22 protein-coding genes and 1 tRNA gene are annotated in these 20,848 nt (G+C 55.9%); 13 read left to right on the forward strand and 10 right to left on the reverse strand.

All coding sequences use genetic code 11. From position 1 onward, the window contains the following. Positions 1 to 133: 133 nt before the first annotated feature. The gene (locus tag Q0746_RS02050; protein ID WP_298256699.1) at positions 134 to 703 is read right to left on the reverse strand and encodes a YceI family protein; all 570 of its coding nucleotides are present in this window, start codon (positions 701 to 703) and stop codon (positions 134 to 136) included. Between the two features lie 286 nt (positions 704 to 989). On the opposite strand from Q0746_RS02050, the gene rpsF reads away from it, so the two are divergent. The 3 genes from rpsF to rplI are packed head-to-tail and all read left to right on the forward strand — an operon-like array spanning position 990 to position 2,238. Continuing rightward, a complete protein-coding gene (gene rpsF / locus Q0746_RS02055) occupies positions 990 to 1,340 on the forward strand; it encodes a 30S ribosomal protein S6 (protein WP_298256701.1) in 351 nt (116 codons plus the stop codon). Positions 1,341 to 1,371: 31 nt separating this feature from the next. Then, complete coding sequence (gene rpsR, locus Q0746_RS02060) at positions 1,372 to 1,599, forward strand: 30S ribosomal protein S18 (RefSeq protein ID WP_073139131.1); 228 nt, start codon at positions 1,372 to 1,374, stop codon at positions 1,597 to 1,599. Between the two features lie 12 nt (positions 1,600 to 1,611). Beyond that, positions 1,612 to 2,238: a 50S ribosomal protein L9 gene (gene rplI, locus Q0746_RS02065; RefSeq protein ID WP_298256705.1), complete on the forward strand. Its 627-nt coding sequence runs from the start codon at positions 1,612 to 1,614 to the stop codon at positions 2,236 to 2,238. A 145-nt stretch (positions 2,239 to 2,383) separates the two neighbouring features. On the opposite strand, the gene Q0746_RS02070 is transcribed toward rplI, so the two are convergent. The 3 genes from Q0746_RS02070 to Q0746_RS02080 all read right to left on the reverse strand — a co-directional run bounded on the left by Q0746_RS02070 (position 2,384) and on the right by Q0746_RS02080 (position 4,569). Continuing rightward, on the reverse strand, positions 2,384 to 2,962 hold the full coding sequence (locus tag Q0746_RS02070; RefSeq protein ID WP_298256707.1) for a hypothetical protein: 579 nt from the start codon (positions 2,960 to 2,962) through the stop codon (positions 2,384 to 2,386). A gap of 163 nt (positions 2,963 to 3,125) precedes the next feature. Continuing rightward, positions 3,126 to 4,463: a trigger factor gene (gene tig, locus Q0746_RS02075; RefSeq protein WP_298256709.1), complete on the reverse strand. Its 1,338-nt coding sequence runs from the start codon at positions 4,461 to 4,463 to the stop codon at positions 3,126 to 3,128. Between the two features lie 21 nt (positions 4,464 to 4,484). Continuing rightward, positions 4,485 to 4,569: transfer RNA gene (locus Q0746_RS02080), tRNA-Leu, on the reverse strand. Positions 4,570 to 4,820: 251 nt separating this feature from the next. On the opposite strand from Q0746_RS02080, the gene Q0746_RS02085 reads away from it, so the two are divergent. Further along, positions 4,821 to 5,327: a Hint domain-containing protein gene (locus tag Q0746_RS02085; protein ID WP_298256711.1), complete on the forward strand. Its 507-nt coding sequence runs from the start codon at positions 4,821 to 4,823 to the stop codon at positions 5,325 to 5,327. A 67-nt stretch (positions 5,328 to 5,394) separates the two neighbouring features. On the opposite strand, the gene Q0746_RS02090 is transcribed toward Q0746_RS02085, so the two are convergent. Beyond that, positions 5,395 to 6,255, reverse strand: a complete 861-nt coding sequence (locus tag Q0746_RS02090; RefSeq protein ID WP_298256713.1) for an NAD(P)H-hydrate dehydratase — start codon at positions 6,253 to 6,255, stop codon at positions 5,395 to 5,397. Positions 6,256 to 6,485: 230 nt separating this feature from the next. Between Q0746_RS02090 and Q0746_RS02095 the strand changes: the two genes are divergently transcribed. Both Q0746_RS02095 and glnA read left to right on the forward strand, forming a co-directional pair. Next, a complete protein-coding gene (locus Q0746_RS02095; RefSeq protein WP_298256715.1) occupies positions 6,486 to 6,824 on the forward strand; it encodes a P-II family nitrogen regulator in 339 nt (112 codons plus the stop codon). 33 nt (positions 6,825 to 6,857) lie between these two features. After that, positions 6,858 to 8,264, forward strand: coding sequence for a type I glutamate--ammonia ligase (glnA, locus tag Q0746_RS02100; protein WP_298256717.1), 1,407 nt, complete (start codon positions 6,858 to 6,860; stop codon positions 8,262 to 8,264). 62 nt (positions 8,265 to 8,326) lie between these two features. Here glnA and Q0746_RS02105 read toward each other — a convergent pair whose 3' ends face one another. The 5 genes from Q0746_RS02105 to Q0746_RS02125 all read right to left on the reverse strand — a co-directional run bounded on the left by Q0746_RS02105 (position 8,327) and on the right by Q0746_RS02125 (position 14,229). Next, entirely contained in the window at positions 8,327 to 9,340 is a 1,014-nt protein-coding gene (locus Q0746_RS02105; RefSeq protein ID WP_298256719.1) for a FliM/FliN family flagellar motor switch protein, read from the reverse strand. 89 nt (positions 9,341 to 9,429) lie between these two features. Further along, positions 9,430 to 12,099, reverse strand: a complete 2,670-nt coding sequence (locus tag Q0746_RS02110) for an ATP-binding protein (RefSeq protein ID WP_298256721.1) — start codon at positions 12,097 to 12,099, stop codon at positions 9,430 to 9,432. Beyond that, positions 12,099 to 12,479 (reverse strand): hypothetical protein, encoded by a 381-nt coding sequence (locus Q0746_RS02115; RefSeq protein WP_298256723.1) that lies wholly within the window; start codon positions 12,477 to 12,479, stop codon positions 12,099 to 12,101. Before Q0746_RS02115 ends, Q0746_RS02110 begins: the two co-directional genes overlap by 1 nt. Next, on the reverse strand, positions 12,479 to 12,862 hold the full coding sequence (locus tag Q0746_RS02120; RefSeq protein ID WP_298256726.1) for a response regulator: 384 nt from the start codon (positions 12,860 to 12,862) through the stop codon (positions 12,479 to 12,481). Before Q0746_RS02120 ends, Q0746_RS02115 begins: the two co-directional genes overlap by 1 nt. A 77-nt stretch (positions 12,863 to 12,939) precedes the next feature. Then, positions 12,940 to 14,229 (reverse strand): helix-turn-helix transcriptional regulator, encoded by a 1,290-nt coding sequence (locus Q0746_RS02125; RefSeq protein WP_298256728.1) that lies wholly within the window; start codon positions 14,227 to 14,229, stop codon positions 12,940 to 12,942. 253 nt (positions 14,230 to 14,482) lie between these two features. On the opposite strand from Q0746_RS02125, the gene Q0746_RS02130 reads away from it, so the two are divergent. From Q0746_RS02130 to accB, 7 genes are all read left to right on the forward strand, one after another. After that, the gene (locus tag Q0746_RS02130) at positions 14,483 to 15,832 is read left to right on the forward strand and encodes a substrate-binding protein (protein WP_298256730.1); all 1,350 of its coding nucleotides are present in this window, start codon (positions 14,483 to 14,485) and stop codon (positions 15,830 to 15,832) included. A 131-nt stretch (positions 15,833 to 15,963) separates the two neighbouring features. Beyond that, the gene (locus tag Q0746_RS02135) at positions 15,964 to 16,995 is read left to right on the forward strand and encodes a branched-chain amino acid ABC transporter permease (protein ID WP_298256732.1); all 1,032 of its coding nucleotides are present in this window, start codon (positions 15,964 to 15,966) and stop codon (positions 16,993 to 16,995) included. 4 nt (positions 16,996 to 16,999) lie between these two features. After that, positions 17,000 to 18,205: a branched-chain amino acid ABC transporter permease gene (locus Q0746_RS02140; protein ID WP_298256733.1), complete on the forward strand. Its 1,206-nt coding sequence runs from the start codon at positions 17,000 to 17,002 to the stop codon at positions 18,203 to 18,205. 12 nt (positions 18,206 to 18,217) lie between these two features. Continuing rightward, positions 18,218 to 18,976, forward strand: a complete 759-nt coding sequence (locus Q0746_RS02145) for an ABC transporter ATP-binding protein (RefSeq protein ID WP_298256735.1) — start codon at positions 18,218 to 18,220, stop codon at positions 18,974 to 18,976. 10 nt (positions 18,977 to 18,986) lie between these two features. Beyond that, positions 18,987 to 19,742, forward strand: coding sequence for an ABC transporter ATP-binding protein (locus Q0746_RS02150; RefSeq protein WP_298256737.1), 756 nt, complete (start codon positions 18,987 to 18,989; stop codon positions 19,740 to 19,742). 229 nt (positions 19,743 to 19,971) lie between these two features. After that, complete coding sequence (locus tag Q0746_RS02155) at positions 19,972 to 20,214, forward strand: hypothetical protein (RefSeq protein ID WP_298256739.1); 243 nt, start codon at positions 19,972 to 19,974, stop codon at positions 20,212 to 20,214. 128 nt (positions 20,215 to 20,342) lie between these two features. Then, positions 20,343 to 20,843 (forward strand): acetyl-CoA carboxylase biotin carboxyl carrier protein, encoded by a 501-nt coding sequence (gene accB / locus Q0746_RS02160; RefSeq protein ID WP_298256741.1) that lies wholly within the window; start codon positions 20,343 to 20,345, stop codon positions 20,841 to 20,843. Positions 20,844 to 20,848: the final 5 nt, after the last annotated feature.

A 20,848-nucleotide genomic window follows, 5' to 3' on the forward strand; every position in this document is an offset into this window, starting at 1 on the left:
TACGCATAATTTCGAAATTTGTGCCCGCTTCAAGCAGGCGTGTCAATCTCGGAACGACAGAAGAAGAGCCCAAAGTCAAAAAAACCCCGCCAGCACAAAGTACCGACGGGGTTGGTAGCCTCAAAAAGGCGACCTACTCGACTTTTTCAGCCTCGATAGAGATCATAACTTGGACTTCGTCGCTGACATAGGGCGCCGCAAGACCAAGACCGTAGTCGGACCGCAGCAAGGATGCGGTGGCGCTGAAGCCCACCCAGTCTTTGCCGCTTTGCGGGTGCTTGTCGGATTTGTTCAAAACCGCATCCAAGACAACGGGTTTGCTGATGTCATTCACGGCCAGATCGCCGGTGATCTTGGCTGTGGTGTCTCCGGTTACTTCAATCCCTGTCGACGTGAAGGTAATCGCGCCCCCTGCTGCACCATTCATCAGGTCTGGCGACAAGAAGTGGCCATCACGCTTTTCCCAACCGGTAAAAATGCTGGTGACAGGCATCGAGACAGTGACCGAAGATTTCTCGGGGTGTTCCGCGTCATAGGAAATATCGCCCTCAAAGCCGGAGAACATGCCATAGGTCGTAGAGAAACCGAGGTGTTGATAGCTGAACACGATTTGGCTGTGACTTGCGTCCAATGTGTATTTATCAGCTGCGAAGCTGGCGGAGGTTGCCATTGCAAATGCAGCGGCCAAAGCTAGAATTTTCATGATGAATGATCCTTGTTGGAAGTGATGTAGCTGTGATGATAAGTTGATCGCGCCGCACGAAAAGGCAATTCAGCGATCTTCAACAGAATGTGTGCGCAACCGCGCAGCCCCCTCAGGCCATGAATTATCTTGAAAATAAGGGGTAAAACCCTTGCGCCCTGCCCGATCCCTGCTATACCGCGCGAACCTTCGTGAAACTATTTGAACCGCGATGCCACTCGTGGATGGGTGCGAAGGCCTAAGATGCCCGTCCTATGAAGCACGCCTAAATATAGAGGAATTACACATGCCAATGTATGAGCACGTGTTTATCTCGCGCCAAGACCTGAGCAACACACAAGCTGAAGGTCTTATCGAGCACTTCTCCGCAGTCCTGTCGGACAATGGCGGCAAAGTTGTCGAGCACGAGTACTGGGGCCTGAAGACTATGGCCTACAAGATCAACAAAAACCGCAAGGGCCACTACGCCTTCGTCCGTTCAGATGCCCCAGCCGCAGCTGTTCAGGAGATGGAACGCCTGATGCGCCTGCATGACGACGTCATGCGTGTTTTGACCATCAAGGTCGACGAGCACCAAGAAGGTCCATCCGTCCAGATGCAGAAGCGCGACGAGCGTGAACGCCGCCCTCGCAACTAATTTTGTTGACTTGAACATAAGGAGCTAAACCATGGCTGCTAAACCATTTTTCCGCCGTCGCAAGTCCGATCCTTTTGAGGGCGATAACGCCCCGAAGATCGACTATAAAGACACTCGCACCCTGCAGCGCTACGTATCCGAGCGCGGCAAAATCGTACCATCGCGTATCACCGCTGTTGGCGCCAAGAACCAGCGTGCGCTGGCCCGTGCCATCAAACGCGCACGTTTCTTGGCCCTGCTGCCCTACGCAGTGAAGTAAGGAGCAAAGCACATGCAAGTTATCCTTCTGGAACGCGTCGCTAAACTCGGCCAAATGGGCGAGATCGTGGACGTAAAGCCGGGCTTCGCCCGCAACTATCTCTTGCCACAAGGCAAGGCGATGAACTCGACCAAAGCCAACATGGCTGTCTTTGAGGCGCAAAAAGCGCAACTCGAAGCCAACAACCTGGAAACCAAGAAAGAAGCCGAAGCAATGGCTGAAAAACTTGGTGGCCAACAGTTCATCGTGATTCGTCAGGCATCCGACGCTGGCGCGCTCTACGGCTCTGTTACAACGCGTGACGCAGCAGAAAGCGCAACAGCGGAAGGCTTCACAGTAGACCGCGGTCAAGTCGTGCTGGAACGCCCGATCAAATACCTCGGTGTTCACGACGTGACTGTACGCCTGCACCCTGAAGTTGAAACCACATTCGCTTTGAACGTGGCGCGCTCAACTGAAGAAGCTGAACTGCAGGCCTCCGGCAAGTCCATCCAAGAGCTGGCCGCCGAAGCCGAAGCCGAAGCTGAGTTCGAAATCTCCGAACTCTTCGACGACATGGGCGCCGCAGCAGCTGAAGACGATGAATTGGCCGAGGCTCCTGCAGCCCCAGCCGCTGAGGAAGCTGAAGACGAGGCTTAAGCCCCCGCCTTCACACTCCGCACAAGATAAAGGCCGTCCCTATCTGGGGCGGCCTTTTTCTGTTGCAAGCTGCACAAATGAAAACGGCCTCCCGAAAATTGAGAGGCCGTTAGTCGCTAAATTGTCGTTGTCGGGGTGGCTAAAGTTAAGCGACGCCCGTGTCTGCACGCAAGCGGCGCAGCAATGGTTCAAGGTCCAGCATGTCCCCGCCACATAGGTTTACCCGATCATTTCCATGTGCACTCATGGTGATGCGGCCATAGTCCCAGCGTGACAAAGCGCTGCGAAGCTCGGTCATGAAGTTTGTCTCGTCCAGATCGATGCGGGTGATTTCTTCAAAGCGGAACGTTTTACGGGACTTCATGATCGACAAAGGCGCGCGGCTAACGACGTGAACCACACGGCCCTTCAGATCGACGATCACCTCATCTTTGCGGCGAAATGCACCACTGGCAACAAAGGCCGCTGCAACAATATAGATCGCAGTGGATAAAACCGCCTTAGAGATCGCGGGATCGCCCGGAAAGCTTGTATCATTCAGGGACCAGATCATTCCGCCCGTGGCCATCAAGCCAAAACAAAGGGCTGCCATGAAAACGCGGGTTGCCTGAACCATCCATCCGTTCAACTCGGTTTCGCGCAAACGGTACCCGTTTGAACTGCGCTTAACCTCCACCGATGGATCTTCTTCCGGCGTATCAAATGTGTAATCCATCAATGTCATTGGTCGTTCCTCAAATGTTTTCCCTGAGGTCGACTGTGGCGAGCAATTGTGTCGAAAATTAATCTTACTTAGGCAGAACTTGCGGCCTTCCCCGTACCCTTTGAAGGCAACAAAAAGGGCCGCCCCGAAGGGCGACCCTAAAAAATCAATCTAGATCAAACGCTTAAGACGCGTCATCTTCCAATGCTTCCACAGCCTTCTCAAGATCCGCTTTCTTAACGGTCTTTTCGGTGATCGTGGCCAGCTCGAAGATATAGTCGACAACCTTGTCTTCAAAGATCGGCGCGCGCATCTGCTGCTGCATCTGTTGGTTTTGCTGAACGAACTCGAAGAACTGGCGTTCCTGCCCTGGGTATTGACGGGCTTGGTTCATGATCGCTTGGGTCATTTCCGCGTCAGAGACTTCGATCTCGTTCTTGCGGCCCATTTCGGCCAACAACAAGCCAAGGCGAACGCGGCGCGCGGCCAGTTCTTTGTGCTCGTCGGTGGTTTCGATCTCGGGGTGATCGTGGCCTTCTACGTCAGGGTTTTCTTCGTGCCACAACTGGTGGGCGATCTGACCGGCCTCTGCATCCAGCAAAGATGGCGGCAGCTCAAAGCTGACCAAACCGTCCAATTCGTCCAGCAGCTTGCGCTTTTGAACGGCGCGCGATGCGCCACCGAATTCAGCTTCAAGACGCTCGGCAACCTGAGTTTTCAGGGCAGCAAGATCATCTGCGCCAAACTGTTTTGCCAGTTCATCGTTGATCTCAGCCGCTTTTGGCTCTTTGACCGCTTTGATTTTGCACTCAAACACGGCCGCTTTGCCAGCCAGGTGCTCGGCTTGATACTCTGCAGGGAAGTCGACTTTAACTTCGACGTCATCCCCAACTTTCGCGCCTACCAGTTGCCCTTCGAAACCAGGGATGAAGGAGTTGGAGCCCAAAACCAGCGGGTAATCTTCTGCAGCACCGCCCTCAAAGGCTTCGCCGTCTACTTTACCAAGGAAGTCGATGGTAACTTGGTCGCCGTCTTTGGACTTGGAGCCCTTCTTGCGGTCGTCAAAGTTCTGGGCGTTCTCGGCCAAGTTCGCCAAAGCTTCGTCGATGTCTTTGTCTTCAGCTTTAACGACCAGCTTCTCCAACTTGATCTTCTTCAGATCAACATCAGGAATCTCTGGCAGAGTTTCATACGCTACCGAGACGTCCACATCGTCGCCCGGCTTCCAGTCTTCGTTGGTCATTTTGATTTCTGGCTGCATCGCAGGGCGATCGCCTGATTCTTCAAAGTGCTTGGACATCGCGCCGTCGATGCTTTCTTGCATCGCTTCGCCCATAACCTTGTCACCGAACTGCTTTTTCAGCAGCGCCATCGGCACTTTGCCTTTGCGAAACCCCTTCATTTCGACTTCGGGCTGCGCTTCGAGAAGCTTTTCGTTCACTTTCTCTTCCATCTCAGCCGCGGTGACTACGATGTTGTAGCCGCGCTTCAGGCCTTCGTTCAGGGTCTCGGTGACCTGCATATTAGTCGTCCTTATATATAATGGTGCGGGTGAAGGGACTCGAACCCCCACGCCTTGCGGCGCCAGAACCTAAATCTGGTGCGTCTACCAATTCCGCCACACCCGCATTTCGTTGCTGGCAAAAGAGTCGCCTCTAAAAGCCTGCTTCGCGCCCATGTAGCAAAGCCCGCCACAGGATGCGAGACGAAAATCACCCAATTCTCGATCTAAAGGTAAGAGAACCCCTACCTTCTGCCCCATTCGACACCAATTTATCCCGATAAGGCCGCGAACATGTCAGCTGCGTGTCCAGATTTTGCCCCATTTGGTCATCACAAGTTAGTTATCGAAACGCAAAACTAAAAACGGGATGATCACATGTCTGCCAACATGCACAAGACTTTCCACGGGGATACAACAACCAAGCTGAGCGGCCTTTTGGGCGGCTCGCAAGTTCTGACACTGCGCGGCTATATGCCAATTTCCAGCCTTGAAGCAGGTGACCGCATCGTAACGCGCAACGGAACACGCAAACTTCAAGAATTGCACGTAGAGCGCCACATGATGCGCCCGATCCGCGTGGGTCAGGGTACATTGGGGTTCTCTCGCCCGAATACAGATATGATGATGGCCCCTGGCCAAGAAGTTATGGTTCGCGACTGGCGCGCTGAGATGCTGTTTGGCCGTGACATGGTTATCGTCAACATCGACACGATGGTTGATGGGAAATACATCTCTGAAGAGCCCGAGCTGGCCCTGCATGACGTCTATCAGCTGCGCTTTGAGGATGAAGAGGTCTTCTACGCAGATGGTGTCGAGATCGTTTCCGGCTTCACCGCGCAGGCCGTCATGGACCCGCAAGACACACTCTACGCCGTCGCCTAAACCGCGACACTTCAACCGACTGGCAGACGGGGCCCGTAAGCACGTGGCCCCAACCCGCCAAACTTATTTATACACCTAATTCTCGATAGATATTTGGGATTTGCTGCGGCAGATCCTCGGCGATGAGCCCTGGCCCAATATTACGAGCGGCCATAACATGTAACAGTGCCCCGATCTCAGCGGATTGCGCCGGTGTCCCCCCCCTGGCCAGCACCCCAGTGATCAAGCCTGATAGCACATCGCCCGCACCCGCCGTGGCCAAATACGCTGCCGCCGGCACGGACCGGCTGTCCATGACCGCTACATCAGGACAGCCGGGGGTTGCGATTGTGGTTTGCATGCCCTTGTACAGGACCACGGCCCCTGACAAATCCGCCGCCCGCTGAGTGGCGTCTTTCTTTTCCTCCAAGGTGAACGGCGTGCCATCTTCACCCAACCCCGGAAACAAGCGCTTAAACTCGCCCGCATGCGGGGTCAGCACGCAGGTTTCATGCAATTGCGGGAACAGGTCACGGTCTTGCGCCATCAGCGTCAAAGCATCGGCATCCAAAACCGTTGCCCGTTTGGCCGCCAGCACCGCCCGAAGGATGGCGGATTGCGCAGGTTCCACCCCAAACCCCGGCCCGAGGCAAAGCGCGTTGATCCGTGCGTCTTCAGCCAAGATCAGCGACAAATCCAACGCCTCCGACACCTCGCGCAGCATGATTCCCGTCAGCTGGGCCGCGCATTCGGGCAAAGCCTCCTGCGGCGCCCCAAGGGTCACAACCCCTGCTCCCACACGCAACGCCGCCATCGCCGCCAATCGCGCGGCACCGGTCCTGTAGGCAGGGCCGGATAGGATAAGGGCAGAGCCATGATCGAATTTATGCTGCTCTGCGCATTTCCGAAGAACCTTGATTTGGTCTGGCGTCATGGTGGGCAAAGTCATATTTTGCGTCCTTGGTCACGGTTGCAGCTGCCCGCTTCTATACCGCGCCATAGAGATTGCCCAACAAGACGAAGTTTACATTTCGCACATTTTTTAATCATACCGCACAAAAATCAGCCACGCCCCACCTCCACAAGCCGGATCATGGCTCCATCTCCCGCGCGCCAATTGTACCTCCCAATTGAAAGTGGTCTGACACAACCAAGACGCGCAAAGGGAGTCGATCTGCGATGAAAAAGATTGAAGCTATTATCAAGCCGTTCAAATTGGACGAAGTGAAAGAAGCACTGCAGGAGCTGGGCATTCAAGGCCTCTCCGTCACAGAGGTCAAAGGCTTCGGTCGCCAAAAGGGTCATACCGAGCTTTATCGCGGCGCTGAATATGTCGTGGACTTCCTGCCAAAAGTTAAAATCGAGGTTGTTCTTGCCGATGACCAGCTTGATGGCGCCATCGAGGCGATCATCGAAGCTGCAAAAACCGACAAAATCGGGGACGGCAAGATCTTCGTGACAACCGTAGAACAAGCTATTCGCATTCGCACCGGTGAAGCCGGCGACGACGCGCTGTAAATCAATCTTAACTGACAGAAGAGGAACCGTCAGATGAGCAACAAAGATATGTTGAAGACCATCAAAGACGAGGGTGTTGAATACGTCGACATCCGTTTCACCGACCCACGCGGCAAGCTGCAGCACGTCACCATCGTAGCCGACCTTGTCGACGAAGACTTCCTTGAGGAAGGCTTCATGTTTGACGGCTCGTCCATCGCAGGTTGGAAATCCATCGACGAATCCGACATGAAGCTGATGCCAGACGCATCCTCCGCTTACATGGACCCCTTCTACGCAGAAAAAACTTTGTGCGTGCACTGCTCCGTTGTAGAGCCGGACACCATGGAGCCTTACGACCGCGACCCACGTGGCACAGCAGAAAAGGCCGAAGCCTATCTGAAGACCTCCGGCATCGGTGACGTATCCTACTTCGGTCCAGAAGCTGAATTCTTCTTGTTCGACGACGTTCGCTTCTCGGTTGAGATGAACAAAGTGTCCTTCGAAGTCGACGCCCAAGACGCCTCTTGGAACTCCGACACCGAATACGAGATGGGCAACATGGGCCACCGTCCTGGCATCAAAGGCGGTTACTTCCCTGTGAACCCAACGGACGCAGCGCATGACCTGCGTGGCGAAATGCTGTCCACCATGAAGCGCATGGGCATGAAAGTTGACAAGCACCACCACGAAGTGGCGTCTTGCCAGCATGAATTGGGCCTGATCTTTGGTTCTTTGACGCATCAAGCCGACGAGCTGCAAAAGTACAAGTATGTGATCCACAACGTGGCCCACGCCTATGGCAAATCAGCGACCTTCATGCCGAAGCCGATTGCTGGTGACAACGGCACTGGTATGCACGTCAACATGTCGATCTTCAAAGACGGCAAGCCTTTGTTCTCTGGCGATAAATATGCTGACCTGTCCCAAGAAGCCTTGTACTTCATCGGCGGCATCCTGAAGCACGCCAAATCGCTGAACGCGATCACCAACCCGTCGACCAACTCCTACAAACGCCTGATCCCAGGCTTTGAAGCACCGGTTCTGCGCGCATATTCCGCACGTAACCGTTCGGGTTGTGTACGTATTCCATGGGCTGAAAATCCAAAAGCCAAGCGCGTGGAAGCCCGCTTCCCAGATCCAGCAGCGAACCCATACCTGTGCTTCGCAGCCCTTCTGATGGCTGGCCTTGACGGCATCAAAAACAAAATCGATCCAGGCCCATCTTCCGACAAAGATCTCTACGATCTGCCACCAGAAGAATTGGCAAACATCCCAACGGTTTGTGGGTCGCTTCGTGAAGCTCTGGAAGCTTTGGAAGAAGATCACGAGTATCTGCTGGCAGGTGACGTGTTCACCAAATCACAGATCGAAGGCTATGCAGAGCTGAAGTGGGAAGAGGTTTACGCCTATGAGCACACACCACACCCAATGGAATACAAGCTGTACTACAGCTGCTAATCCCTTGAGATAAAGAATTTAAAAGGCATCCTTCTTATGAAGGGTGCCTTTTTCTTTGCCCCTTAGACCGACAAGATTTGCGACTCTTGCAAGCCATGTGTCCCCGCCTCGACCGGCTGGAGATCACCAAGGGGCTCCATCGCGGTCCCTGCGATTGTCGCGTCCAAGTTCATGCTGTTTTCAGCGGGCATCTGCGGAATTGGCGCGGGGCCATCGCTTGGCGATACTGCTTGCCCCTCCAAACGAAGCGCGCGACATCCTCCGATCTGGCCAATACGCCCCTTGGCAAGCATCGAATTCCGACCGTCACGCAGTTGCGCCCCCTCCAAAATCCCTTCCGGCAATGCAATCAGCATATCCGGCTCCATGCTCAGCAAAGTTTGGACCGGCAGGCGAACTGACGGCAAATAGGCAAGCAGCCCCAACTCGCAATCCTGAATTGCCTCTACCATATCGGGGTTGATTTTCTTGGGCGCGGCCTTCACCTGCTCGACTGCTGCGGGGAACATCAAAATTGCCTGCCCGACCTTCAACCCCGGCCCGAGATCCAACGACAAGCGCAACACATCATAGGCCTTTTCCGACATCGTCAAACTCAAGGATGCGCGGTCAATTTGCGGGGCCACATAGGAAAATCCGGCCAAAGCACTAGCATCGCGGCGATCGACGCTTAACTCCGCCAGTTTGGCGACCACAGAAGCCGCGAAACCTGTGCAAAGTGCCGCGTCAATTTCGGTCACCGGTCGCTCTACTCTCGGGGCTGCAGAGATGCGCCCTAAAGTTTGTTGCTCGATCAATGCATCGACCAACACCCCGTCAAATACGATCAACCCGCTGACACCGTCGGGCCCTTCCAGCACATGGGGAACCGCAATTTCATCAATGCAATCAATAGCCTTCGCTTGAACCATTCGCTGTGCTTGCGCATCGCGGATCAACAGGTCAATGCTGTGACCGATTTTCGCAGGGCCGCGGAACAAACTGTCGGCGATGTCTTCCAACATGATGTGGCTGGCACCACGCTTGGGCTTGCTGGGGCGCACCATTTGCGCCAATGCGGTGTTGGATCCGGTCAAAGAATTCGCCTATATGTTCGCGTCATGTTCTTGGCTAGAATGGACCGCTACTTCCTGCGAAATCTTTAACAACTAAACTTCTAACGAAATTAGTTTGCCTCAATCGGCAGATGCACACGAAAGGCAGCGCCTCCCTGCCCGGGCACATACTCCAACGTCCCTCCTAAACGGTGCATAATTTCGCGACTGATCGCCAAGCCTAGCCCTGCACTTCCTGCGGCAGATTGGTCGCTCAAACGCGAAAACTTCTCGAAGATGACCGAACTTTCTTTCGCAGATATACCCGTCCCGTTGTCGACAAAATCAATATCCACCCCCCCCTGAGAGTGCGACACAGAAATCGCCAGCTTTGGCTGATCAGACACACAGTATTTTTGTGCATTGGAAATGAGGTTGATAAACACCTGACTTAACCGGTCTGTGTCGGTTCTGAGTTGCACATCCCTGCCGCCTTGGCGCGTGACCTTCAGCCCCGCCGTTTCGCGCGCATTCAACCCCGCAGAAACGACAGCACGGTCCAGCAGATCATGCAGACTGGCCCGTTGAATGTTCAACACAACCTGCCCGTTTTCCAAGACGCTGAGGTCAAGAAGATCGTCCAACAGTCGGGTCAGGCGAATGCTTTCTTCGTGAATAATTCCTGAATACCGCGTTCGAAGCGCCTTATCGATCCCGCCTTCCATCAGGAATTCGGAAAAGGACCGGATAGACGTCATAGGGGTCCGCAACTCATGGCTGACTTGACTGAGGAAGGCGTCTTTTTGAACCGAAAGAGCCGTCAATTTTGCGTTTGCTTCCCGTAGCTTACCGGCCGTCTTCTCCAACTCCCGCGATTGAGTTTCCAACTTGCTGGAATATTCCAGCATCTGCGCAGATTCGTCCGCCACCGCCAGCAAATCGCGCACGGTGATGGAGGCCTGACCATTGATTTGCCCGATCATCGCATGCGCCGTGGCCGCCCCAACAGAGCCCGCCAACTCACGTTCCAACAATGTTATGAAATCCGACGTCGGGTCAGGCAGATACCCGATCTTTCCCTGCCGTGTGGCCTCGCGTTGAAACAACGTCTGAGCCTCGCGTGCGCCCAAAAGCCGTTGCGCCATAACCAGCAGGTCTTCGGCCTCTGCCTGCCCACCGGTAGAGGCCACCGCCCCCTCGCCCCGTTCAAACACATTGACAAAGCTGGCCCCCTGCAAGCGTTCCATCGGGGTTGGGAAAGACACCAATGACACCACAACAAAGGCGATAATATTCAAAGAGATGGACCAAAACATTGAATGCACCAACGGGTCCATATCTTGCACCCCCATCAACGCCTGTGGGCGCAAAGCCCCGATGCCCAAGGGGCCGGCTTCCAACATGGCGGCGGGAAAGCCACCGATCGCAGGCATGAACAGCGTGTAGATCCATAGCCCAAAGCCCACCAACAGTCCGGCAATCGCGCCGCGCCGCGTTGCCCCGCGCCAGAACAATCCCCCCAAAAGCGCCGGTATCACCTGCGCCACCCCCGCAAAGCTAACCAACCCGATGGCAGATAGCGCCGTGGTGCCGCCGGTCGTCCGGTAATAGGTGTAGCCCAGCCCCAACACAGCGGCGATGGAGATCCGCCGAGACAAAAGCACCACCTGACGCATATCGCCCGACATCGACGCGCCGCCTGCGCGGGTGCTTAGCCAGATCGGCACGACTATGTGGTTTGACACCATTGTCGCCAGCGCAATTGAGGCGACGATCACCATCGAGGTGGCGGATGAAAACCCGCCCAGAAACGCCAAAAGTGCCAGCCCCTCCTGCCCCAACTCCAACGGCAACGTCAGCACAAACAAATCGGGGTTGGCGCCAACGGGCATGACGGCCAATCCGACCACCGCAATGGGCAGGACAAACAAACTCATCGCCATCAGATAGGCCGGAAAGGCCCAAGCGGCGGTGCGCAGGTGGCGCTCGTCGGAGTTTTCGACCACCAGAACCTGAAACATGCGCGGCAGGCAAATGACCGCTGCGGCCGACAGAAATATCATGGAGGTCCAACGGCTTGGGCTAGGTTGCCATTGCGCCACCGGACTGGATTCGATCACACGCATCGTCTCCGCAACGCCGCCCGACACCCCCCACACCACAAACAGGCCGACCGCTAGCAAGGCCACCAGCTTCACGATGGCCTCAAGGGCGATGGCCGTGACAACACCGTGGTGGCGCTCATTCGCGTCTAGGTTGCGGGTGCCAAAGAAGATGGTGAACAGTGCCAAGCCCACAGACAGCCAAAAGGCGGTGGCGTTCAGGTCGGAGCCACCGCTCGCGCCGCTGGGGAACTCCGAGAACACGGCAACCGATAGCGTCACCGATTGCAGCTGCAACGCAATATAGGGTGTGGTGCCCGCGATGGACAAAACGGTGACGATGACCGCAATGGCCGGCGACTTCCCGTAGCGGCTGGAGATCATATCGGCGATCGAGGTAATCCGCTCCGCCTTCCCGATACGCACCAATTTGCGCAACAACCACCACCACGCGAGAAACACCAAAGTAGGGCCAAGATAGATCGTCAGATACTCCAACCCCGAGCGCGCTGCATTGCCCACTGCGCCGTAAAAGGTCCATGCGGTGCAGTAAACGCTTAAGGATAATGTGTAGGTCCACGGAGAACGCAGCCAGCGTGAAGGCCCCGACAAGGCACGCCGATCCGCGTAAAAGGCCACGGCGAACAGCACAATCGTATATAGCAACGCCACCGTGACCAAGACGTTAAAGCTAACCATTACGACCGCGTCCCGCCGGATTTGGGTTTGTCCTCGCGGGGGGTATCTGCCCCCGTGAGCCCGCGCGCGATGACCGCGCATGTTGCAATGAGGCTCAGCCAAACAAAGAAGAAATACCCCAGCCGCACCGAAGTGGTCCCTGACGTACCGTCCCCATAAGGGGTTCCCAGCAGCAGGGCCGGAATGACAAACAAAAACAACCCCAAGATCGGCAGCATTTTGGCAGCATCTACAAGGCGACGGTGCTGGTAGACGCGGCGCTCCAAAAACAACGAGCGCGAACTGGTGTTGGTGTGGGTCAAGCCGATGCGGCGACGCCCCTGCCCCTTGGGCTGGTCCTTCTCATCTGGCGTATGGCCGTCTTCGGGCACCTGCGCCATCAAGCCTTTGCGACCGAGGCCGCATAGAGTTCGCGAACCTTGCCCAGCATTTCCTCATTGGAAAACGGTTTGGTCATAAAGTGGCTGACCCCGTAGCTTTCGGCAAGTTCACGGTCCTTGGTTTGGCCACGGGCGGTGAGCATCAAAATAGGCAAATCTCGGGTCACCGCGTCATTGCGCAAGTCGCGCAAAATGTCGAAGCCACTGCGACCGGGAAGCATGACATCCAAGATGACCACATCCGGCGACACCCGCTCCACCGCTTCAATGGCCTCTGTGCCCTGCGCATGGATTCGCACGGTCCAGCCGTCTCGCTCAAGCAAAAAGCTGATCGCCTCAATGATATTTGGCTCATCCTCCACAAGCAAAACCGACTTAGACATGCGCCTTACTCCTCCCAAAGTTTGGCCGTATGTGACCATTAGGCCTGAATTTCTCCAGTTGTCAAAACGCCGCTACGTCAACTTGAAGATAAAACCGTCGGTTCGCGTCGGTCTGCGCAGTCGCTGCGGGTGCAAATCCGGCACGATGCCCCCACCTGCACGCCGTGCTGTCCCGCGTCGCCGTCTACCGCCACCAGCAGCATGGTTGCGTGATAGCTCGCTGGGCGATCAAAGCGCAAAGGGCCGTTGGTATAGGCCAGGGCCATCGCGCTAAATTGCGTGCCATCTTCGCCTTCGATCAGCTGACGCAGAGGTTGCCCCGGAGTGCGCAGCGCCGCGTAAAGTGGCCACTGCGGGCACCCTGCCCCAAACCACGGCAACACCAATCCTGAAGGAGACTTGCGCGCCAACAGCGCTCCCGCCGCATCACAGATCACCAATCCGAAATCCGGAACCGTGGCACTTCGCGGCAGGCTGGCAAGGCGTCTGAACACCGCCTCCAGCGGAGCATTAAACTGCGCCGACAAGGCCGAAGGATCAAAATTCGCCTCATGCGCCGCGGCGCTGAAGGCGTCAAACGGCATGGCTTGAGCGTCTTGCTGATATCTTGTGAGATAGTCGACCATCAGCTCATGTGCCTGTTTGCTGTCGATCTCTGGAAGGCGCGTTGCAAGGTCGTCTGCGTTCTGTCCGCGCTCCATTTCGTCAAAGTGATACGCCCGTGCGTCCAAGGCTGCGAACATGGCTTCCAGCGGTGTCGCATGGCTGGTGTCCTTGCGCGACAACCGATCCAGATGTGCAGCCATGGAGGCAGAGCTGTCGGCCAAACGGCGACTTTCCGTGTCGATGTTGGAATAGAACCTCGCTTGCCATTCTGCCCCTAGGTCCGGTGTTCCCACAAGGATCGAAGCGGTTGAACGAATGGCAGACACGGTGGTTAAAACCTCGTGCATTTTCTCTGACAACACGGGGTCATGGGTCAGCCGGTCATTCAACCCGCCGACGGTCTGCTCCAACCTGCGCAATCGGTGATGCTGGGCGGTGATCTTTGCCGCCCAACCGGGAAACCGCGCAACAAGATCGTCGATCTGGTCCAACTCCACCGACACAGCAGAATCTGTGGTCGCTGCATCTTGCAAGTCGGCCACCACCGCACGTTCCGCCCCCTGACTTAAGGTAGATGGATCAATGCCGAGCACCTGAGACAAGGCCAACAGGGTTTTCCCACCGATTCTGCGGCGGTTATGTTCGATCAGGTTCAGATAGCTCGCAGATATCCCCGTTTCACGCGCCAAATCCGCTTGTTTCATGCCACGCATCAGTCGATGTTCGCGAATTCTGGAGCCCGTCAGTGCAGATTTCGACACGTTAATTCCTTTGCGTTGAGACAGGCACGACCCTGAAATATCATAGAATTTTCCCTACATTCCGCAGCACGTTGAAAATTAGTTTACACTTTCTGCGCCAGCAATGTCCATTTGTTTACAAATTTTCAAAGCAAACCCAATGGCTTGTTGCGCGATTTACTACCCCTCCTTGATACTAAGGTCAGCCTGAAGACTATCGGGCACAGGCTTTTCCTGAGGAGGAGGAAGCCACAATCACTTAGGGAGGATATTAATGTCCAATTCGAACTTCACACGTCGTGGCTTGCTCAAGACGTCTGCAATGGCAGGCGGCGCATTGGCAATGCCAACGATTTTCAGCGGTGCCGCTTGGGGTGCTGGCTATATGAACGAGCCTACCGGTTCCACTGTGACGCTTGGCTTCAACGTACCGCAATCCGGCCCATACGCGGATGAAGGCGCCGACGAGCTGCGCGCCTACGAGCTGGCCGTTGAGCACCTCAATGGTGGCGGCGACGGCGGCATGATGAACACCTTCTCGTCCAAAGCCCTCAAGGGCAACGGTATCTTGGGCAAGAAAGTCGAATTCGTCACTGGCGATACGCAGACTAAATCTGACGCGGCGCGCGCTTCGGCGAAGTCGATGATCGAAAAAGACGGCGCAGTTATGATCACGGGCGGGTCTTCCTCCGGTGTGGCGATCGCGGTTCAAGGTCTGTGCCAAGAGGCTGGCGTGATCTTCATGGCGGGCTTGACCCACTCCAATGACACCACCGGCAAAGACAAAAAAGCCAATGGTTTCCGCCACTTCTTCAACGGTTACATGTCAGCCGCGGCTTTGGCCCCTGTGCTGGAGGCACGCTACGGCACGGACCGTACAGCCTACCACCTGACCGCTGACTATACTTGGGGTTGGACACAGCAAGAATCCATCCAAGCTGCGACAGAAGCGATGGGTTGGCAGACTGCAAACAACGTGCTGACACCGCTGGCGACGACCGATTTCTCGGCTTATGTTGCTCCGGTTTTGAACTCTGGCGCTGATGTTTTGGTACTGAACCACTACGGCGGCAACATGGTGAACTCGCTGACCTCTGCGGTTCAGTTCGGTCTGCGTGAAAAGCAGGTAAACGGCAAAGACTTTGAAATCGTCGTCCCACTGTACTCGCGCCTGATGGCACGGGGTGCTGGTGAAAACGTTAAGGGCATCTTCGGTTCCACAAACTGGCACTGGTCCTTGACTGACGAAGGCTCCAAAGCATTCGTCAAATCCTTCGGCGAGAAATACGGCTTCCCGCCAAGCCAGGCGGCGCACACAGTGTACTGTCAGACCATGCTTTACGCAGATGCGGCAGAGCGTGCTGGCACCTTCAACCCATGTGGCATCGCGCAGGCCCTCGAAGGCTTCAAGTTCGATGGCCTCGGCAACGGCGAAACAGAGTATCGCGCCGAAGACCACCAGTGCTTCAAAGACGTTCTGGTCGTGAAGGGTAAAGACAACCCGACGTCCGAGTTCGACCTTCTGGAAATCGTGGAAATCACCCCACGAGCACAGGTTGAATATGCGGTTGACCACGCAATGTTTGCCGGTGGCGATCTGGGGTCCTGCAACCCGGGCGCATAAGCTCAAGCTGACAATAACCGCCAAGGCCCAGCTGCCCCGAATGGGGATGGGCCTTGGCACCCACTGCCCACTTGGCCGCATGCGCGGCACAGGTTTTGGCAAGATCACCCAAACAGGCGAGAACGGGAACGATGGACGTAATCCTTCTGCAATTATTGAACGGTTTGGACAAAGGCTCCGCGTATGCGCTGATTGCCTTGGGCCTGACTTTGATCTTCGGCACGCTCGGCGTGGTAAACTTTGCCCATGGCGCATTGTTCATGCTGGGCGCATTTTGTGCGGTCACCGTGCAACGCCTTTTGTCGATTTCCTTTGAGACCATAGACCCCGACAAGGTGGATTTCCTTGGCAATCCCGCCAAAGTCAAAACCCCTTATGTGGAAAGTTGGTTCGGCCCAGAGATGGGCGGGGCAATCGTCGACTGGTCCGTCCCCATCGCCATTCTCTTCGCCATCCCGATCATGATCGCCATCGGCTTCATCATGGAGCGCGGGTTGATCAAGCACTTCTACAAACGCCCACATGCGGACCAGATCCTTGTGACTTTTGGTTTGGCCATCGTGATCCAAGAGGTCATCAAGCAGTTCTACGGGGCCAACCCAATCCCGACCCCTGCGCCGGATGCGTTTAAAGGCTCGTTCGACTTCGGGGTGTTGCTGGGCTTTGACCCGAATGCGGTAATCTACCCCTACTGGCGCCTTGTCTACTTCGGCTTCGCCGCCATCGTTATTGCCGCCGTCTTCGCCTTCTTGCAGTTCACCACCTTCGGAATGGTGGTGCGTGCCGGCATGGCCGACCGCGAAACTGTCGGCTTGCTGGGGATCAATATCGACAAGCGCTTCACCATCATGTTTGGCATCGCTGCCGCGGTGGCGGGCTTGGCCGGTGTTATGTATGCGCCGATCAATTCGCCCAATTACCACATGGGGATGGACTTCCTTGTCCTCAGCTTTGTGGTCGTGGTTGTCGGCGGCATGGGGTCCCTGCCCGGGGCTGTGCTGGCGGGCTTCATGCTGGGTATCTTGGAAAGCTTCTCCTCGATGAATGTGATCAAGTCCATTGTTCCGGGCATTGACCAAATCATCATCTACCTCGTTGCAATCATCATTCTACTGGTACGTCCACGTGGCCTTATGGGTCGCAAAGGCGTGATGGAGGACTAAACCAATGCTCGGTCTCGAAAAGAAAGACACCTCCTTGCTGATCATCGTTGCGATTTTGACGATGTTCGCCCCTTTCATCCTGAACCCCTTCCCTGAGGGGTCCGCGCTGGCGCAATTCAATGCGGGCTACCCCGACTTGATGCAACGCTTCGTGATCTTTGGCATCTTTGCCATCGGGTTCAACATCCTGTTTGGCCTCACAGGCTACCTGTCCTTTGGCCACGCAGCCTTTCTTGGCATAGGGTCCTACTCGGCGGTGTGGATGTTCAAGCTTCTGGGCTACAACATCATTCCCGGCATTGTGCTGTCGGTGATCACCTCTGGGCTGTTTGCCTTGCTGATCGGCTATATCTCGCTGCGCCGGTCGGGCATCTACTTCTCGATCCTGACGTTGGCCTTCGCACAGATGTCCTTCGCATTGGCCTATTCGGTGCTAACGCCGCTGACCAACGGGGAGACGGGCCTGCAGGTCTATAACTCCGACCCGCAGTATTTCCACTCCGAGAACATGCCAAATATCCCGCACCTCTTTGGCGCAAAGATGCAAGGCACCTACTCGTTGGAAATGGGGCCATGGAGCTTTGACTTCAACACGGGCTACTACCTGTGTGCGATCATCATGCTGGGCATGTTCTACCTCGCGATCCGCATCTTCCGGTCCCCGTTCGGGCTGATGCTGAAGGCGATCAAAACCAACCAAACCCGCATGAACTACACCGGATTGAACCCGCGCCCCTATACGTTGGCGGCCTTCGTTATCTCTGGCATGTACGCTGGTCTGGCTGGTGGCCTGATGGCATCGATGGACCCGCTGGCCGGTGCAGAGCGCATGCAGTGGACGGCCTCGGGCGAGGTTGTTCTGATGACCATCCTTGGCGGTGCGGGCACCTTGATCGGGCCGGTTCTGGGGGCAGGTTTCATCAAGTATTTCGAGAACATCTTCTCCAAGATCAACGACACGGTCTTGCACCAATGGTTCGCCTTTCTGCCAGACGGCATGGAGAACTTTGTGATCACCATCATCCACCCCTTCGTGGGTAAGGGCTGGCATCTGACCCTTGGCTTGCTGTTCATGGCCGTCGTCATCTTCTTGCCGGGTGGCTTGGTAGAAGGCGGGCAACGGATCACTGCCGCCCTGCGCAGACGTGCAGGCCGGTCGGGTCGGTCGGGCGATGACGCCTCCTCCACTGACACTACACCCGCAGAATAAGGAGCATATGACATGGGTATCTTAGAGATCAAAAATGTCGGCAAGCGCTTCGGCGGGTTGCAAGCATTGGGCGACGTAAACCTCAGCGTGGCCGAGAACACCGTACACGCAATCATCGGCCCCAACGGGGCCGGTAAATCCACCTTGCTGAACTGCCTTGTGGGCAAGCTGATCCCCGACACGGGCTCGGTCACCTTTCAAGGGCAGTCTTTGCTGGGGCGCAAACCCTATGAGATCAACCAGATGGGAGTTTCGCGGGTGTTCCAAACGCCGGAAATTTTCTCGGATCTGACGGTGTTTGAGAACGTCATGATCCCCTGCTTTGCCCATCGGGATGGCGCGTATAAGCTGAACGGGATCAATCCGGTTCGCAGTCAAAACGACATCAAGGAGATGGCCGAAGCCATTTTGAACGATGTGAACATGATCGATAAACGCAACATGGTGGCATCGTCGATGTCGCGCGGGGACAAGCGCCGCTTGGAAATGGCCATGTGCCTTGTGCAAGAGCCAAAGCTGCTGCTGTTGGACGAACCCACCGCCGGTATGGCGCGCGCGGATACCAATAACACCATCGATCTGCTCAAAGAGATCAAGGAAAAGCGCGACATCACCATGGCCATCATCGAGCACGACATGCACGTGGTGTTCTCGCTGGCCGAGCGCATCACCGTCTTGGCCCAAGGCACGCCTCTAGTCGAAGACACCCCCGAGAACATCAAAGGCCACCCGAAGGTACGCGAAGCGTATCTTGGCGAAGCACAGGTTTAGGAGCCGGACTATGAATGTGAAACCCGACTTCAACAAAAACGCCAATAACGCGGCCACCGCCCCTGCCTTCCTGTCCGTCTGGGACATTGAGGCGTATTACGGCGAAAGCTACATCGTGCAGGGTATCAGTTTCAACGTGCATGAGGGGGAAATCCTTGCCCTTTTGGGGCGCAACGGGGCGGGCAAAACCTCGACCCTGCGTGCCTTGGCGCGGATGGATGATCCACAAGTGAACCACGGTGAAATCTGGCTGGATCACAAGCCGCTTCACACCATGCGCTCTCACGAGGCCGCAGGCGCTGGCATCGCCCTTGTTCCTGAAGACCGCAGCATCATCCCCGGCCTGACGGTGGAAGAGAACCTGCAACTGGCCCAAATCGCACCGCCCATCGGTTGGTCAATTGAGCGCGTGTATGAGCTGTTCCCGCGCTTGGGCGAACGCCGCAAACAAGAAGGCATCACCCTGTCCGGCGGGGAGCAGCAAATGCTGGCCATCGCACGGGCTTTATGCCGCGATATCAAAGTGTTACTTCTGGACGAGCCCTATGAGGGACTGGCGCCGGTTATTGTACAGGAAATCGCGAAAACGCTGCAGATTATTCGTGACCAAGGCATCACAACAATCATCGTGGAGCAAAATGCCGTGGCGGCGCTGAAGCTGGCGGACCGCGCGGTCATTCTGGATACCGGATCGGTGGTCTTTGATGGTTCGGCCGAAGAGGTGCTGGAAAACGACGCGCTGCGCGAAGAATATCTGGCAATCTAAACCCGCCAAATTTGAAACAATGTTGAGGCGCAGTTGAGAGAAACTGCGCCTTTTCTTATCCGCGCCGTTAACAATCCATTGGGATTTGAGGTCCACCCTGAGTGCGGGTGGGATCCATACAAACGGAAAGGGCAATGCGATGGCGCTGCTTTCTCAACAATTATCCAGCCTCATACCAACACCAAACAAACCGAATCTTCCCTCTGTCGAAAACCAGCTTGAGCAAAGCATGAGCCCCGTAATCGGCGCACAACCCCGACAATCGCAGGTGGAGCCGGTCACACCGGCGGCCCAGAGCACGGCCTCTACCTTCCCACCGGATCTGGAGCAAAACAAAGCCCTGCGTGATCGCGAGCAACATGAGTTGCAATCTCTGCTGCGCGACATGCAAGGAATAGAGAAACCCTTCCCACGGGGGGAACATGTCGATCTGGTGGTTCCGCGCCCGACACAAGACGATCCCTCACCCTAGGGTTTGGCGATAATTCACGCCTTTTCACCTAAACGACCTTGGCCTATAAGCGGAACAGACAAATCAAAGCCGCATTACCAGACACGCGCTGGCACGTAAGAACGGCACTCCGGTCGAGGAATAAAAGAATGGCAAAGAATTCGCATGACGGTGACGTCGCTTTCGTAAAAGCGCTGGCCGAAGTATTGAAAAGCAATGACCTTACAGAGCTTGAGGTTATGCGTGAATATGGCCAAGACGACAGCCTGAATGTGCGCGTCTCAAAGCAAGTTAATGTTGTACAACAAACAGTTGCAACCGCCCCTGCCGCGGTTGCGGCACCTGTTGCTGGGGCGGTTCCTGCGGCCGCTGCCCCTGCCGCGGCGGCCTCAAATGACGAGGATCCCGCGCAGCACCCAGGTGCGGTCGTTTCACCAATGGTCGGCACGTGCTACCTACAAGCCGAGCCAGGCACCCCCGCTTTTGCAGCGGTCGGAGACAAGGTGACAGAAGGCCAAACCCTGTTGATCATCGAAGCCATGAAAACGATGAACCATATTCCGGCGCCGAAATCCGGCACGGTCAAACGCGTATTGGTTGAAGATGGCACTCCGGTAGAATTCGGCGCACCGCTGATGATCGTGGAGTAACCCTC

It is taken from the genome of uncultured Litoreibacter sp., from assembly GCF_947487515.1.
In the GTDB taxonomy this organism is placed as follows: Bacteria; Pseudomonadota; Alphaproteobacteria; order Rhodobacterales; family Rhodobacteraceae; genus Litoreibacter.

Bases quoted from the DNA above. Each gene is read 5' to 3' on its own strand.
- Q0746_RS02050 (WP_298256699.1), bottom strand. From the start codon at position 703: ATGAAAATTCTAGCTTTGGCCGCTGCATTTGCAATGGCAACCTCCGCC.
- rpsF (WP_298256701.1), top strand. From the start codon at position 990: ATGCCAATGTATGAGCACGTGTTTATCTCGCGCCAAGACCTGAGCAAC.
- rpsR (WP_073139131.1), top strand. From the start codon at position 1,372: ATGGCTGCTAAACCATTTTTCCGCCGTCGCAAGTCCGATCCTTTTGAG.
- rplI (WP_298256705.1), top strand. From the start codon at position 1,612: ATGCAAGTTATCCTTCTGGAACGCGTCGCTAAACTCGGCCAAATGGGC.
- Q0746_RS02070 (WP_298256707.1), bottom strand. From the start codon at position 2,962: ATGACATTGATGGATTACACATTTGATACGCCGGAAGAAGATCCATCG.
- tig (WP_298256709.1), bottom strand. From the start codon at position 4,463: ATGCAGGTCACCGAGACCCTGAACGAAGGCCTGAAGCGCGGCTACAAC.
- Q0746_RS02085 (WP_298256711.1), top strand. From the start codon at position 4,821: ATGTCTGCCAACATGCACAAGACTTTCCACGGGGATACAACAACCAAG.
- Q0746_RS02090 (WP_298256713.1), bottom strand. From the start codon at position 6,255: ATGACTTTGCCCACCATGACGCCAGACCAAATCAAGGTTCTTCGGAAA.
- Q0746_RS02095 (WP_298256715.1), top strand. From the start codon at position 6,486: ATGAAAAAGATTGAAGCTATTATCAAGCCGTTCAAATTGGACGAAGTG.
- glnA (WP_298256717.1), top strand. From the start codon at position 6,858: ATGAGCAACAAAGATATGTTGAAGACCATCAAAGACGAGGGTGTTGAA.
- Q0746_RS02110 (WP_298256721.1), bottom strand. From the start codon at position 12,099: ATGGTTAGCTTTAACGTCTTGGTCACGGTGGCGTTGCTATATACGATT.
- Q0746_RS02115 (WP_298256723.1), bottom strand. From the start codon at position 12,479: ATGGCGCAGGTGCCCGAAGACGGCCATACGCCAGATGAGAAGGACCAG.
- Q0746_RS02120 (WP_298256726.1), bottom strand. From the start codon at position 12,862: ATGTCTAAGTCGGTTTTGCTTGTGGAGGATGAGCCAAATATCATTGAG.
- Q0746_RS02130 (WP_298256730.1), top strand. From the start codon at position 14,483: ATGTCCAATTCGAACTTCACACGTCGTGGCTTGCTCAAGACGTCTGCA.
- Q0746_RS02135 (WP_298256732.1), top strand. From the start codon at position 15,964: ATGGACGTAATCCTTCTGCAATTATTGAACGGTTTGGACAAAGGCTCC.
- Q0746_RS02140 (WP_298256733.1), top strand. From the start codon at position 17,000: ATGCTCGGTCTCGAAAAGAAAGACACCTCCTTGCTGATCATCGTTGCG.
- Q0746_RS02145 (WP_298256735.1), top strand. From the start codon at position 18,218: ATGGGTATCTTAGAGATCAAAAATGTCGGCAAGCGCTTCGGCGGGTTG.
- Q0746_RS02150 (WP_298256737.1), top strand. From the start codon at position 18,987: ATGAATGTGAAACCCGACTTCAACAAAAACGCCAATAACGCGGCCACC.
- Q0746_RS02155 (WP_298256739.1), top strand. From the start codon at position 19,972: ATGAGCCCCGTAATCGGCGCACAACCCCGACAATCGCAGGTGGAGCCG.
- accB (WP_298256741.1), top strand. From the start codon at position 20,343: ATGGCAAAGAATTCGCATGACGGTGACGTCGCTTTCGTAAAAGCGCTG.